The sequence below is a fragment of the bacterium genome, from assembly GCA_004299235.1.
Classification (GTDB): domain Bacteria; phylum Chloroflexota; class Dormibacteria; order Dormibacterales; family Dormibacteraceae; genus SCQL01.
Genome location: SCQL01000022.1, coordinates 60965 through 75192 on the forward strand (window position 1 = coordinate 60965; position 14228 = coordinate 75192).

Consider the following 14228-nt stretch of genomic DNA (forward strand, 5'->3'; position numbering starts at 1 on the left):
AACTTCTCTTACTTAGTCTCATGATCGGGCTGGGCCGATCCCAGGAGAAGCTCTTGCACTCACACGGCACTCTCGCCGAAATTCCCCTTCGATCACTGTTGGAGGCCGCTCAGGGTGAGCGGTCCACCGGTACGCTTACGCTCCACGATGGGAACGGCCAGTCGACGTCGCTCTACTTCCTGTTCGGTCATCTCTTCCACGCTCAGGGGGAAGGCACGGCCGGCGACGACGCGGTGGTCAACGCCCTCCACTGGACCAGGGGCGATTTCGAATTCGACACCAAGGCGAAGCTCCCCGCGGACGAAACGGTCAGGGCCGGCATCCACGACCTCGTCCATGCGGCCGAGTCCGCACCGAGGCAGATCCCCGTTGAGCCCCTTGCCGAACCCCGGGTCGAACCTCGGGTCGACGAGCCGGAACCACATCCCGAGCGCAGAGATCATGCTGAACCGGAGAGGAAGTTGGAAGCACCCCAGCCGAGACGAGGCGTGAAGCATCGCCCGCAGCCCAAGCATGGACGCGAACCGATCCCCGTTCCCGCAGGGCAGGTCATCTACGACTCGCTCAAGACTTCGTTCGTCGACTTTCCGCGGCTGATCACCACCCTCGAAAGGGAGGGCTACACCGGTTACGTCCGGCTGCTGACCGACGACGCGTCGGGACTGATCCTGTTCCGCGAAGGTTCGGCGCTCGAGTGCATGTACGACGGCGCGACCGAACCAGGCAGCCTGGTCCTCGGCAAACCGGCTTTGATGCAGTTCAACGATGACGTCACCGCCGGCCATGGGGTTCTCGACGTGGTCGGCCTTTCGGCCGAGCTCATCGACGGGCTGTACGAGCTGACCGTTTCGCGTCCGATGTACACCGAGCTCTACGCCGCGTGGGTCGACATGAAGGCGCTGCTCAAGTTCCTGAGCGACCGCAAGCTGAGCGGCAGCGTGATGATCCGGTCAGGCGCCGGCACCGGCGTGATCATCCTCGCTCAGGGTGAGCTCGCCGGTGCGTACACGAGCGAGTCCCGCGACATCTCCGACAAACCCGACCGGGCGCTCGCCCTGTGCGACGACCCCGCCGCGATGATCGAGGTCAAGTCGGCGGACGCAAGCAAGCACGCGCCCCTGGATGTCGGCGAGATCGCCGGCGGACGGCGCGGTTCCCGGAGCCCGCTGGCGGCTGCCCCCGCGACGCAGGCCGCGCCCGCGGCCCCCGAAACTGTGGTGCCGACCCCGCCGTCGATGCCCGTCATCACGCCAGAGCCGCCGACGGCTCAGTTCTCGACCAGCGCCTTTTCGAGCTATGGGCAGGCGCCCTCGGTGCCGGTTGCGCCGACGACTCCGCCCATCGCCGCCTCGGGCGACACGCAGCTGGACTGGGCGTCGATCGTGGCCGAGCTCCAGGCGATGGCCGAGGACGCGCTGGGCAACCGCGCCCGCAAGGTGAAGGACATCCTCGGCGCCGCCGATCCCTCGATGGCCGGCATCGAGTCGGCCATCGACCAGATCCCCAGCATCTCGCTTCTCTTCGTCGATTCCTCGCGGCTCGAGCAGCTGGCGCAGGAGATGAGGGCCCGTCTCAAGTCCCACCTCTAGCGGCCCATTGGAGCCCTTGAACCGGTGGGTTGTCTTGCGCCTCGGTCGAGCCTAGCCTTCGCCAAGGTGCGCCTCGGCGCCTGGGCGGCCGCGGCGGCGGCAGCGCTGCTTCTTCCGCTCACCTTGGCGTGCGGTGGAAACCCGCCCCAGATAGTCGACTACTCTCCCCAGCGCGGAGCGATCGATGTTTCGACGACCGAGCCGATCCGGATCACTTTCGACCACGACGTCGACCGGGCATCCGTCGAGAGCCGCCTGCGCCTGGCTCCGGCCGCGCGCGGCAGCGTGCGCTGGCTCAGTCCGCGCCAGCTGATTTACGAGCACGCGACGCTTCAGCCCAGCACCACATACGACGTGATCCTCGAGGCCGGTTACCGCGACCTGGCCGGCAACACGTACGCCCTGCGGCACCGCTGGGCGTTCATCACCGAGGGACCTCCAAGCCTGGTGAGCTCGGCTCCGGCCAACGCCGACACCGGCGTGGATCCCGCCACCTATCTGACCCTCGACTTCTCGCGCACCATGGACGCGACCAGCCTGAAGGAGGCGCTGACGCTGACCCCCCCTGCCCCCTTCGATGTGCGGCTCGATCCGGGTGACGGGCGCCGCGCCGTCATCGCGCCCTCGGAGCTACTGGCGCCAGACACCAAGTACCGGCTCGCCCTGAACATCGGCGCCCTCGACGCCGACGGCAATCAGCTCGACCGCGACCAGACCATCGATTTCACCACCAGCGCGCTGCGACCGCTGCACCACTGGGTGGCTTTCGCCACCGAGGGCGCGGACGGCGGTCTCGGTGGATTGTGGATCGTCAACGAGACCGGATTTCCACGCCAGCTGTTCAGCACCAGCGCCGTTCACTCGTTCAACTGGTCGCCCGCCGGGGACAAGCTGCTGCTCCAGGGCGACGGCGAGTCGTGGTCCGAATTCACTCCCGGCGGGGGTTCGGTGGCGCTCGCCTTCAAAGCGCCATGGGCGGCGGCACTCGCCTCTGGAACGGGATATGTGTACATCGACGGCAGCGGCACCCTGCACCGTTTCACCAGCGACGGTGCCGACGCCATCATCGCCACCGACGTGGCTGAGGCGGCCGTGGCGCCGAGTGGCCTGCGAGTCGCATACATTCAAGGCGCCACCGCGCCGGACGAGATCTGGGGCTATGACGTCGGCCTTCGAGCCCGCTACCAGCTGGCGCTGGACACCGCTCCGGTCAGCGCGGTCAGCTGGGCACCAGCCGGGAACCGGATCGCCTATCTGCGCACCGACGTGGGCACGACCACCTTGCGCGTGAGGAACCTGAGCGGGACAGCCGCCACCACCACGGTCGCGAGCGGAGATATCGGCCGGGCCGCCTGGCTTTCCGACTCGGCCCACCTCGTGTTTGCGGCGGCAACTCAGACCTCCGCCGGCGCCCTGCACAAGGCGTTCGTGGTCAACGTCGTCTCTCCGCCGGCGGCGCTGAGCCCGGCTTCAGGATTGCCGGCGGACTCGACGATCGACGTCACCGATCCCGTGCCGTCTCCCGACGGGCATCAGATCGCGTTCCTCAGCGGCGACCAGGTCTGGCTGATGAACGCGGACGGAACCCGACCGACGGCGCTGACGAGGTTCAACCTCGAGTCGTTCCCCTATTCGTGCCGCACGCCGGCATGGTCGCGGGCTTGACCGCGGCCATCCGCCGACTGGACGCGAGCCTGACCGCGGCCATCCGCCGACTAGACGCGAGCCTGACCGCGGCCATCCGCCGACTGGACGCGAACCTGACCGCGGCCATCCGCCGACTGGACGCGGGCTTGGCCGCGTTCGATCACGCCGTCGAACAGCTCCTCCAGGCGATCCGCGGTCCGCGTCCAGGAAAAGCGTTGCGCGAGCAGGCGGCCCCGGCGGCCCATCTGCTGCGCGAGCTCGCGATCAGCAAGCAGGCGTCCGATCCTTTCCGCGTACACCGCGGGGTCGTGGCCGGCGATGAGATACCCGCTCACCTCGTCTCGAACGACCGAACGCAGACCCGAAACGCCTGAGGCGACGACGGGGCACCCGCATGCCTGCGCCTCCAATCCGACCAGCCCGAACGACTCGCTGTAGGACGGCATAACGCAGACGTCAGCCGCGGCGTAGAAGTACGGCAGCTCGTGGTGGGCGACCGAGCCGGCGAAGGTGACACGATCACGCACGCCGAGCCCCGAGGCGACCGCCTTCAGCCGGTCCTTCTCGCTCTCGTCGCCGTCCCGGCTGTCCTCGCCGAGAATGAGCAGGCGCACGTCGTCATGCTGGCGATCCCGCAAGAGCGCCAGCGCGCGAATCGCCACGTCAACTCCTTTCAGCCGCTCGAGCCGTCCGACGAAAAGCAGCATCCGGCCGCTGCCGTATCCGATCTGGCGGCGAGCGTCGGCGCGGTCCATGGGCTGGAACGTCGTGGGGTCGACCCCCGGCGGCACGATGAAAACCCGTTCGGGATCCGCGCTGTAGCCGCCGACGATCTCCTGCCCTTCATCCGCGGTCGAGGCGATCAGGAGGTCCGCCTGCTGCGCGATCTCACCCTCCACCCGGATGCGCAGCGCAGGCTCGGGCCGCGCGCCGCTCGCAAGGGTGCGGTTCTTGACCAGGCCGAGGGTATGAGCGACGTGCGCCCACCCCAAAGCCAGCTCAGGGCGCAGGAGGCATGCCACCTCACCCGAGAGCCAGTAGTGAGAGAAGAGCAGGTCGTAGTCGATCTGCTCTCGGGCCGCGAAGTCGAGGATGCGCGTGGCGAAGGACGGCACCTCGTTGTACAGGGAGTACTTGTCCAGGTCGTGGCCGGCCGGCAGATAGATGACTCGTGAGAGAGGAGCCAGGGATTCGACCTCCGGATCGTCGGGGGACTGTTTGCGGGTGAATATGTCGGTGGCGATGCCCTGGTCGCTGAAGGCGCTGGCGACCTCGTGGACGTAGACGTTGAGGCCGCCGTTGGCGTTGTGGCCCAAAGAGGCGGTGGGCGACGTGTGCATGGAGATGACCGCGACGCGCCTGCGGGCGGTGCGGGCGGAGATCAGGTGACTCGCCTCAGCCACGGTAGGCCGATCTCGCGTCAAGCCAGCGTCTCGAGACGCAGCAGAACCCAGAACGGGAGACCGGCGAACAGGAGCCCATATCGCATAAAACGTACGCGGTCTCGGGCTATTCCCGCAGAAGGCGGAAAATTGGGGCAGGTTATGATTTGGCCGCGATGCCCCTGACTAGAGGCCTCAAGATTTCCGCGTTGGTCGCGCTGGCCGTGCCGGCGCTGCTCGCCCTTACCGCGATCACAACGCTGGCGGATGCGTCGCCCTCGCCGTCCGGGACTTCGGCACTGCCAGGAGACCCGGCCAAGGGTGCGAACCTTTACGCCGCCAACTGCACCTCGTGCCACGGCGTCAGCCTCGAGGGTGGGATCGGCGCCGTGCTCAATCCGATCGACAAGCTGCCCGGGGTGGCGGACACCCTCGCGCCCAGCTTTCTGATCGACGTCATCACTAACGGACGCCAGCCACAGGCGGGAGACCCGAAGCGGCTCCCGATGCCCGCCAAGGGCGGCAACGCCAAGCTTTCCGACCAGGACGTCAAAGACCTGGCGGCCTACATCATCGAGCAGAACCGCAACCCCGGAGGCGCTCCGCTGTCCGCCAACGAGCTGGCCAAGCGAACGATGCTCTGGGTCGGTATCGGGATCATCGCCATGATCTTCGTCACCCTCCTGCTGTCCCGATACAACATGCGGTGGATCGCGCGCCGCGCGGCGGCGCGACGGAAGTAAGCGCCGAACCGGCGGACGCCGGGTCGCTGGAGGCGCCGCCGCCTCTTCTTCCCACACCGACCGGCGGTTCACCTCGGGTCCTCATCCTCTTCAGTGATACCGGCGGCGGCCATCGAGCGGCGGCTCGAGCCCTCACCGACGCCCTGAAGCTCCTCGACCCGACCTGCACGGTGATGGTTGCCGACCCGCTCATCGGCCAGGGGCCCGGCGTCGTCCGCAGGCTCGCCTCGCTCTACTCGCCCGTGATCCAGCGGTCCCGCACCGCCTGGGGGGCCGTCTACCACACGAGCAACACCAAACCAGCATTCGCGGCGATCCGGGCCGTCTTCGGCCGCGGCGTGCGCAACGTCGTCGTGGACCTGTTGAAGAGCCACGACCCGGACGTCGTGCTGTCGGTCCATCCCCTTCTCAACCACATCAGCCACCAGGCGATCAGAAAAAGCGGCCGCCCGCGAGCTCTCATGACGGTGATAACCGACCTGGTCGACTTCCACCGCGGCTGGACATTCAGCCAGGCCGACCTCGTCATCGCCCCCACCGAGCTGGCGCGCCAGGTGGCGCTCAGACGTCGTGTGCCGGCAGACCGCGTCAAGCTGCTGGGCCTGCCGGTCGACCTGCGCTTCCGGCCGCCGGCGCCGGGCGAGAAGCAGGCGCTTCGCCGCCGTTTCGGCCTCGAGGAGAACCGCTTCACCCTCCTGGTCATGGGCGGCGGCGCGGGCGTGGGGCATCTCGCGCAGCAGGTCAGGGTGCTGGCATCGGAGCCCTACCAATGGCAGGTGATCGCGGTGTGCGGTCGCAACGAGAAATTGCGAAGGCGCCTGTCGGAGCTTCACTTTTCGACGCCCACGCTGGTGCTCGGCTTCGTCGACTACATGCCCGAGCTCATGCGCGCTTGCGACATCGCCGTGACGAAGGCCGGCCCGGGCGCGATCGCCGAAGCGCTGGCCACAGGCTTGCCCCTGATCATCACCGGGTTCCTCCCGGGCCAGGAGTCACCGAACGTCGACTTCGTCGTCGAGTCCGGGTTCGGCGCCTTCGCCCCCAAGGATGCCGAGCTTTTTGACGAGGTCCGGGTGCTCGCCGAAGGCGGACCCACGTGGCGCGAGATGTCGCGCAAGGCGGCCGAGCTCGCGCATCCGTACGCCTCGTCCGACATCGCGCGCGAGTGCCTGCTGCTGGCGGCGCGCTACAGGGCTTCGGGGCAGGCGAGCCGGTAGGGACAGAGCCGGCACCGCCGGCGCTCCGGGCGGGGATCGTACCGTCCCGCCCTCACGCCGTCCGCCACCTCGGCTCCCTGCTTTCGAGCCTCAGCCACCAGCGCATCCGCCTTTTCGACCGCGACCGATCTCCCGTTCGCCAGGTAAACGACTTCCAGCTCGACCGGCTCCAGCCGCAGCGCAGACCTGGCGCCCAGCGCGTACAGCGCCACCTGCAGGTCGCGCCGGCCGCGGGTCACCGGCCGGCCGCTCTTGTAGTCGGTGATGCGCCAGCCGGCTTCGGTGCGATCGATCCGGTCGATGACCCCGCGCAGAGTCCAGCCATCGACCGCGACCCTGAACGGCTGCTCCAGGTATTCCGGAGCCACCTCGAATCCTCCGCGCTTGCGATATGCCTCGAGCTGGTCCGCCCCGTTGCGCCGGAAGGTCGGCGCGCGACGCTGATCCGGGAACGTGGTCCGGCTCCAGGCGTCGTCGAGGATCGACCGCAGCCTCGTGGCGCTCACCTTGTCGCCCTGCCGCCGAACCTCGCCCGCCTGCCGCAGGACCTCATGCAGGATCACTCCGTGCACGGCTTCCGCGCTCTGGACCGCCGGCAGGCGCTGCTCGTACCGGTACCAGAACTGCCGCGGGCAGTCGCGATATGCCGCGATGGCGCTGTAGGAGAGGACCACCTCGCCCTTCGTCTCGGGTTGCGGGACTGCGTGCGGGGAGGCGGGGCAGCCTTCGATCTCCCGCTCGCGGACCATGCGCGGACCCGCCGCTCGCACCTCGTCGAGAAAGCGCGAATCGCGCCACCGCCTCCCGCCTTCGTAATGCGATGCGCGCGTCAGGTACAGATGGCGCTTGGCCCGTGTCATGGCGACGTAGAGCAGGCGCCGCTCCTCCGCCACCACGTCCTCACGGCCGCGCACGAGCGGCTCCAACACCGCCGGGGGGAGCTCGAAGCGCGGTGATCGACCAGATTGCGGCAGGCGGCCCTCGACCAACCCGGGCACGAAGACGGCGTCGAACTCCAGGCCTTTGGCCTGGTGGATGGTCATCACCTGGATCGCGTCCGCGACCGCCTCCACAGGCGCCGGCGCCTCGTCCTCTCCCGACAGCAGCACCAGGTCGAGGTGCCGCATGTAAGCCTCGAGCGAGCGATCGTTCGAGGTCTCGCAGAAGTCGGCGATCATTTCCGCGAACCGGCTCACGTTGGCGGTTGCGCTCGCCGCCTCACTCCTCTCCAGGCCCGCGCTCAGCGCCTCGAGGTAGCGCGTGCGCTCCATCAGCTCGAAGAACAGGTCGCGGACATCCAGGCGGCGGGCCTCGGCCGCCAGCTGTTCGAGGAGCTCCGCGAGCTGTGAGCTGGGCGCCCAGCGCTTGAGGGCGTCGACGGGGGAGGCCTCACCGCGATCCCGCAGCATGGTCAACGCCGCGGCCGCCTCCAGGCTCAGCGGTGGACGCGTCATCGCCCGCGCCAGCGCGACCACGTCGGTCGGGTCGCGCAGGACCCTGAGCTGGGCGATGACGTCGCGGATCTCGGGACGGTCGAGAAAACCGTGGCCGCCGGTCAGCACGTGCGGCAGGCCCCGAGCGGCGAGGGCGGCGGCGATCGGCCGCGCGATGGCGTGGGTGCGGCACAGAACCGCGATGCGCGCCAAGGATGTGCCTTGCTCCGCCAGCCGCGCCGCCTCGGCGGCGATGGCCGCGCCCTCGGTCGCCCCGTCGGGACACAGCCAGAGCTCCACCGGCGCTCCGGCGAGGTCGGAGCGGAGCTGTTTGGCCAGGCGGTCAGGGTTGCTTTCGATCAGGGCGGCCGCCGCGGCGACGATGCGGCGCGAGCTGCGGCGGTTCCGGCCGAGGGTGATGGTGTGCGCCACTGGGAAGTGGTGGAGGAATCGCTCCAGGCTGGCGCGTGACGCGCCACGGAATCGATAGATGGACTGATCGTCATCGCCGACGATGAACGGCTCCCCAGCTCCCGCGATCAGCTCGACAAGGCGCTCCTGAGCGAGATTCAGGTCCTGGTACTCGTCGACGAGCACATGCGGATAGCGCGCGGCGTAAGCCCCGAGCAGTCTCGGGTTCACCTCGAGCATCCGCACCGCCAGCAGCAGGAGGTCTTCGAAATCAAGCCAGCGGAGTTGGCGGCACGCCTTCTCGTAGGCGCGAAACAGCCGCAGGCACGCGCGCATCAACTCCGCCCGCTCGCGGTCCTCGCTGGCGGCCGCCCACGCCGCGAGCCGCTGCAGGGGCACCAGCTCCTGCTTCATGCGCTCGAGCACCTGTAGAACGGCGGAGACCAGGTCATCCGGCCGGTCGTCAGCGGTGAGGGCCGGGTCACCGAGCTCCCACATCAGCTCCCGGGCCAGGATCCAGCGATCGGCACCGGTCAGGATGCGAAAACCGGCAGGCACCCCCACCGCCCGGCCGTCGGCGCGAAGCCAGCCGAGCGCGATCGAGTGGAAGGTCCCGACGGCAGCCGCGGGTACGCCGACCAGGTCCTCGATGCGCTGGCGCATCTCGCCGGCGGCGCGCTCGGTGAAGGTCATGACCAGGATCGCCTCCGGCGCCACGCCGCTCGCCACCAGCCGGCGAAACCGCTCGGCGATGACCGCGGTCTTGCCGGTGCCCGCGCCGGCGACCACGCGGACAGGCCCGCGCCCGAGGGCGGCGGCCCGTCGCTGCTCGAGCCCAAGCGAGGCTGCCGGCCTGCCTGCTTCCGCCTGGGAAGGATCAGGGTGGGGACGTGGCGCTGTCATCCCGATCGAGTCGACCGTCCGATCCGCACCCGCAGCGCCCGAACCTTGCGGCCGAGACCCAGCCCGTTCAAACGGCCGACGATCGTCTCGGCGTCCAGCCTCAGCTGGTGGGCGAGCGCCGGGCTCGACGTCGTGATCACCAGGGTGCCGGAATGGAGCTCGATCTCGTCGCACAGCTTCGCCGGCTCGGCCCCGATGAGGTTGCGGAAGGCGGAACCCACCTGCGTCCCGATCAGCCGCCCGCCGCCGGGCTGCCGCCGAAGCACCCGGGGCAGGATATTGCCCAATTTATCCACAGGTCCGGATCCCCCCTTCGCTGACGCTCCAGACCATCGCCCTGGAAATGAGATCGGGGGGAAACGGACCCGCCTCAACGGATGTGATGATCACCTGGCCTGCAGCTGCCACCTGCCGAAGCAGCGCAGCCCGGCGCTCGGCATCGAGCTCGGAGAGCACGTCGTCGAGCAGGAGCACCGGCCGCTCGCCCGTGCGCTGAGTCACCACGGTCGCCTCGGCCAGCTTGAGGCCGACCACGGCGGTCCTCTGCTGGCCCTGTGAGCCGTAGCTGCGCGCCTCCTTGCCGTCCAGCAGAACCCGGAGGTCGTCTCGGTGCGGACCGATGCTGGTCGAGCCCCGGCGAAGGTCCTCGGCGAGCGAGTTATGCACAGCCTCCGCCAGACCGTCCGGCGGCCCCTCGTAGAGGATCTCGAGCCGTTCCCCCGCGGCGATCTCGGCATGAGAGCGCGCGGCTTCCGGCTCGAGCTCCCGGACGGCCGCCGCGCGCGCCGCCGAGATCTGGCCGCCGACCCGGACCAGCTCCTGGTTCCAGGCCTCCAGGACGTCCATGCCCTCCTCTCCGGCGGCCATCCGCTTGAGCAGGCTGTTCCGCTGCTCCAGCACCCGCCGCAGTCCGGCGAGCGCTCGGGCATAGCCCGGCTCGATCTGCACCAGCATCTGGTTCAGGAAGCGCCGGCGCAGCTCTGGACCGCCCTTCACCAGCCCGAGGTCGTCCGGCCAGAACAGGGTCACCCGGAAGTGGCCTGGCAGGTCGAAGGCCCTGCGCCGGATGCCGTCGACCTCGATCACGCGACGTGCTCGCTCGCCCTCGAGGTTCAGGGTGATCGCCAGCTCGACGGTCTTGCCGGCAGTCTCCACCTCGGCTTCGATGCGGGAGGCGCCGGCCACCGGGCCGACCAGCTCGAATTCGCGGCGCGCCCTGGGCGAGGCTGACAGCGCCAGCATCGCCACCGCCTCCAGCAGGTTGGTCTTGCCCTGGCCGTTGGCGCCGATGAAGACGTTGACGCCAGGCCCGGGGGTCAGATCCAGCTGGGCGTAGTTGCGGTGGTTCTTGAGTTGCAGGCGCCGGAGTCGCACTCCGGTTTCAGGACATCGCCACCCGCACGGGCATGATCACGTAGAGGTAGTGCTCCTTGCCCGGCGGTCGCAGCAGTCCCGGGCTGAGGGGGCCGTCGAAGAGCAGCTCGACCTCGTCCTCCCCAATCACTCCCAGGGCGTCCAGGACGTAGCGGGCGTTGAACGCGATCTGGATTTCGGAGCCCTCCACGTCGGCGGCCATCTCGGCTTTGCTGTCCCCGACCTCGTTGGTCGTGGCCGACAGGACCAGGGCGCCCGGTTGAGCTTTGACTCGGATCACATTGGCGCTGTCACGGGCGAAAAGGGAGACCGCGCGAACCGTCTGTGTGAGCTCGCTGGTGGAAACCCTCACCCGGGTTGAGCTTTTGCTGGGGATAACCTGTGCGTAGTTGGGATACTTCCCATCGATCAGCCTGGAGGTCAGCTCCGAGGTGCCGGCCCGGAAGAACACCTGGTTGCGAGCCTTCGAGATGATCACCTCGACCTTGCCGGGTTCGCCTTTCAGCACTCTGGAGAGCTCGGCCAGGGCGCGGGCGGGCACGATCAGGCTGGCTTCCAGGTCGGAGGCGCCCGCCGCGGTCAATTTGCGCACCGCCAGCCGATGGCCGTCCGTGGCCGCGAGCGTCAGGCTGCCGCCCTGGACCTGCACCAGCACGCCGGTCAGCACCGGCCGCGCCTCGTCGGTCGAGGCGGCCATCTGCGTCTGCTCGACCGCGCTGACGAGCTCGTCGAGCGCGACCTCCAGCCGGTCGCCCTCATCCGGCCGAGGTCCGGGAGGGAACTCCTCCGCCTCGATGCACTTGATGTGGGTGTCGAAGCGGGCGCAGCGCAAGGCCAGCGATTGGGTTGCGCCGTCCAGGGTCATGTCGAGGTCCTGGTCGGGAAGGGTGCCGACGAAATCGGTGAGCAGCCTTGCCGGCGCGGTGGTCGAACCCTCCATCGAAACTTCGGCTGGCACCAGCTTCTTGATGCCGATCTCGAGGTTGGTGGCGGTGAGCGCCAGCCCCTCTGCGGTGGTCTCGATGAGGATGTTGTTGAGAATCGGCAGAGTGGTTCGGCTGGAGATGGCGCGAGACACGACCTGGAGCGCCTGGCCCAGCACCGCCGGCCTGCAGGTGACCTTCATCTGAGCTGCGATTACTTTGGCATTCAAGACAGTTGTCCCCCGTTGAAAGAGTTTCTCTTGATTGAAATCATTCGTACTCGATAACAGTAAGCGCTGTGCAGACTGTGGATGTCGAGATCATTTACAGATCGGCCCGAGCCGTGGATAACCTCTTGGCAACCACCAGAGGACCGCTTGGGCCCTGTTGAGCCGATGGGGAGAATCCGGCCGCCACGGACGGATCCAAAGCCCATCCCCAGGGTGCTCGCACAAAGTGTGTAAAGGCGCATCACTGGGCGTAGAGCCGCTCACGGATGGCCTGCACCTCGTAACGCAGCCGCTCGTCTTCCTTCAGCTCGTTGGCGATCTTCTCGATGGAATGCAGCGCGGTCGTGTGATCCCGGCCGCCGAAGGCCTTGCCGATCGCCGGCAGCGATGACGGCGTCTCTTCGCGCACCAGGAACATCGCCACCTGCCGGGGAAAGACGATGTGCTTGTCGCGGCGCTTGCTCTTCATGTCCTCGAGGGTGACGTTGTAGTAATCGGCCACCAGAGCCTGGATGCGTTCGACGTTGATCGGCTTGCGGGTGCCGGCGGGGATGATGTCGGCGAGAAGTCGCGCCGCTTCCTCTTCGTCCAGCTGCCTCTGGTGGACGGCGGCGAAGGCTTGCACCCGGGTGAGCGCGCCCTCCAGCTCGCGGATGTTCCGCTGGACTTTGTGGGCGATGAAGCTGAGCACCTCCTCGGGGACGAGGCTGCTGTTGCCGCCGAGCTTGGTGTGCAGGATGGCCAGCCGGGTCTCGAAGTCCGGTGACTGGATGTCGGCGATGAGACCCCACTCGAACCGCGACCGCAGCCGGTCCTCGAGAGTGGGGATCTCTTTCGGCGGCCGGTCGGAGGAGATGACGATCTGCTTGTTGATCTCATGCAGCGCGTTGAAGGTGTGAAAGAACTCTTCCTTGGTGCGGTCCTTGCCGGCGAGGAACTGCACGTCGTCGATGAGCAGCACGTCGACGGTGCGGTACTTGTGCCGGAACTCACCCATGCGGGCGGTGGCGATGGAGGTGATGACCTCGTTCGTGAACTGCTCCGAAGTGAGGTAGACCACGCGCTTGCGGGGGAACCGGTCGTGCACCTCGTGGCCGATGGCGTGCATGAGATGTGTCTTGCCGAGACCCACGCCGCCATAGAGGAAGAGCGGGTTGTAACTGTCTCCCGGCGCCTCGGCGACCGCCTTGGCCGCGGCGTGGGCGAATTGCGAGTTGTGACCGACGACGAACGAGGAGAACCTGAACCGCGCGTTGAGCTCGGACGGCGTGATGAGCTCTTCGCCGGACGCGGCTTCCACCCCGTTGTCGTGCCCGTTCCCGTGTCCGTTCTCCGCCCCCTGGGCCTCGAAGTCGACCGCCACCAACAGGGGCCGGTGCCCGCTCGGCGAGATGACGAAATCGATGTTCACCTCGGAGCCCGTCACGGCCTGCAGCGTTTCCTGGATGAGGCCGGAGAATCGGTCCTCCAGCCAGTCTTTCGCGAGCTTGCTCGGCACTCCGATGCGGAAGGTGCCGCCGTCGGCAGACACCACAGACGTGTTTTTCAGCCACATGTCGTAGGTGCGCTTGGCGAGCTGGAAGCGCAGCTCCTCCTGGACCTGTGACCAGATCTGGTCCTGGTTCAACTCACCACCCCACGCGGTTGGCGGCCGTCCGCCCGGCGCCCGACCGGGCGGTGGGAGCGGTCGATGACGCCGGCCGTGCCTGGGGAAAGCGGGGGCGGCCGCTCTGCAAATGCTGTGGACAACCTGGGACCAAATCCTCTCCTGCCTTTTCCTGCCCCCGCACCCACGAGGCGACTCATGAATCGCGCCGCCGGCGACCGCAGGTTCAACCGAAGCTCCTTGACCATGAGCTCCGCCTCCGTGGTGCCTGTGGAAAAGAGCGGACCGGATTTCCACAGGTTGGCGGTGCCTGCCTGTCCGAAATCCCCTATCCGGTCAATCCCGAAATATGGAAGCGGTGTTGTACGTCTAGCTTACTGTGACTTGAAGAGATAAATCAGACCAGCGTGGTAAATCTGTACTGGATTGTTGGCCATGCCCCTGCCCCGTGTGCTTCCGGGCGGGGAGTGTACCAAACAGCCAACGTCGCTGCAAGGCTCCGACCGACCCGATGAAGTTACAAAAGCGCTATCAGCATCCGGCAGGCTGGTGTCCGGTACACTACCGCGGTTCTCATACGCTGCAGCCACGCGCGCGCGGGCCTGCGGTCATTTGCAAGGGAGATCCCTCCGATCAAGCGAACCTTCCAACCCAAGAAACGGTACCGCCGCCGCGTGCACGGCTTCCTGCTCCGCATGAGCGCAAGAGGCGGTGCTCGAGTCGTGCGCAACCGCCGTCGCAAGGGCCGCCAGCGGCTGACGAGCTAAGCC

General features: G+C 67.8%; 11 protein-coding genes. 5 read left to right on the plus strand and 6 right to left on the minus strand.

What is annotated here, in order from left to right; translation table 11 throughout:
* Positions 1-20: 20 nt before the first annotated feature.
* A complete protein-coding gene (locus tag EPN29_06175) occupies positions 21-1589 on the plus strand; it encodes a DUF4388 domain-containing protein (GenBank protein ID TAN33339.1) in 1569 nt (522 codons plus the stop codon).
* A 66-nt stretch (positions 1590-1655) separates the two neighbouring features.
* Positions 1656-3254, plus strand: a complete 1599-nt coding sequence (locus tag EPN29_06180; GenBank protein TAN33340.1) for a hypothetical protein — start codon at positions 1656-1658, stop codon at positions 3252-3254.
* Between the two features lie 50 nt (positions 3255-3304).
* On the opposite strand, the gene EPN29_06185 is transcribed toward EPN29_06180, so the two are convergent.
* Positions 3305-4639 carry a glycosyltransferase family 1 protein gene (locus tag EPN29_06185; GenBank protein TAN33341.1) on the minus strand — a complete coding sequence of 445 codons (1335 nt, stop codon included), beginning with the start codon at positions 4637-4639 and terminating at the stop codon, positions 3305-3307.
* A 155-nt stretch (positions 4640-4794) separates the two neighbouring features.
* Between EPN29_06185 and EPN29_06190 the strand changes: the two genes are divergently transcribed.
* Both EPN29_06190 and EPN29_06195 read left to right on the plus strand, forming a co-directional pair.
* Positions 4795-5361 carry a cytochrome c gene (locus EPN29_06190; protein TAN33342.1) on the plus strand — a complete coding sequence of 189 codons (567 nt, stop codon included), beginning with the start codon at positions 4795-4797 and terminating at the stop codon, positions 5359-5361.
* Complete coding sequence (locus EPN29_06195; protein ID TAN33343.1) at positions 5325-6578, plus strand: glycosyltransferase; 1254 nt, start codon at positions 5325-5327, stop codon at positions 6576-6578. Before EPN29_06190 ends, EPN29_06195 begins: the two co-directional genes overlap by 37 nt.
* Here the strand turns inward: EPN29_06195 and EPN29_06200 are convergent.
* From EPN29_06200 to dnaA, 5 genes are all read right to left on the minus strand, one after another.
* Positions 6548-9325, minus strand: coding sequence for an ATP-dependent helicase (locus EPN29_06200; protein ID TAN33344.1), 2778 nt, complete (start codon positions 9323-9325; stop codon positions 6548-6550). The genes EPN29_06195 and EPN29_06200 overlap by 31 nt on opposite strands.
* A complete protein-coding gene (locus tag EPN29_06205; GenBank protein ID TAN33345.1) occupies positions 9322-9699 on the minus strand; it encodes a DUF721 domain-containing protein in 378 nt (125 codons plus the stop codon). Before EPN29_06205 ends, EPN29_06200 begins: the two co-directional genes overlap by 4 nt.
* The gene (gene recF / locus EPN29_06210) at positions 9614-10699 is read right to left on the minus strand and encodes a DNA replication/repair protein RecF (GenBank protein TAN33346.1); all 1086 of its coding nucleotides are present in this window, start codon (positions 10697-10699) and stop codon (positions 9614-9616) included. The genes EPN29_06205 and recF overlap by 86 nt, the downstream gene beginning before the upstream one ends.
* Positions 10700-10706: 7 nt before the next feature.
* Positions 10707-11825, minus strand: a complete 1119-nt coding sequence (gene dnaN / locus EPN29_06215; GenBank protein TAN33347.1) for a DNA polymerase III subunit beta — start codon at positions 11823-11825, stop codon at positions 10707-10709.
* Between the two features lie 268 nt (positions 11826-12093).
* On the minus strand, positions 12094-13479 hold the full coding sequence (gene dnaA, locus EPN29_06220; protein TAN33348.1) for a chromosomal replication initiator protein DnaA: 1386 nt from the start codon (positions 13477-13479) through the stop codon (positions 12094-12096).
* A 611-nt stretch (positions 13480-14090) separates the two neighbouring features.
* Here dnaA and EPN29_06225 point away from each other — a divergent pair.
* Complete coding sequence (locus EPN29_06225; protein TAN33382.1) at positions 14091-14225, plus strand: 50S ribosomal protein L34; 135 nt, start codon at positions 14091-14093, stop codon at positions 14223-14225.
* Positions 14226-14228 lie beyond the last annotated feature (3 nt).

Coding starts and splice junctions, on each gene's coding strand:
- EPN29_06175 (TAN33339.1), top strand. CDS start 21: ATGATCGGGCTGGGCCGATCCCAGGAGAAGCTCTTGCACTCACACGGC.
- EPN29_06190 (TAN33342.1), top strand. CDS start 4,795: ATGCCCCTGACTAGAGGCCTCAAGATTTCCGCGTTGGTCGCGCTGGCC.
- dnaN (TAN33347.1), bottom strand. CDS start 11,825: ATGAAGGTCACCTGCAGGCCGGCGGTGCTGGGCCAGGCGCTCCAGGTC.
- EPN29_06200 (TAN33344.1), bottom strand. CDS start 9,325: ATGACAGCGCCACGTCCCCACCCTGATCCTTCCCAGGCGGAAGCAGGC.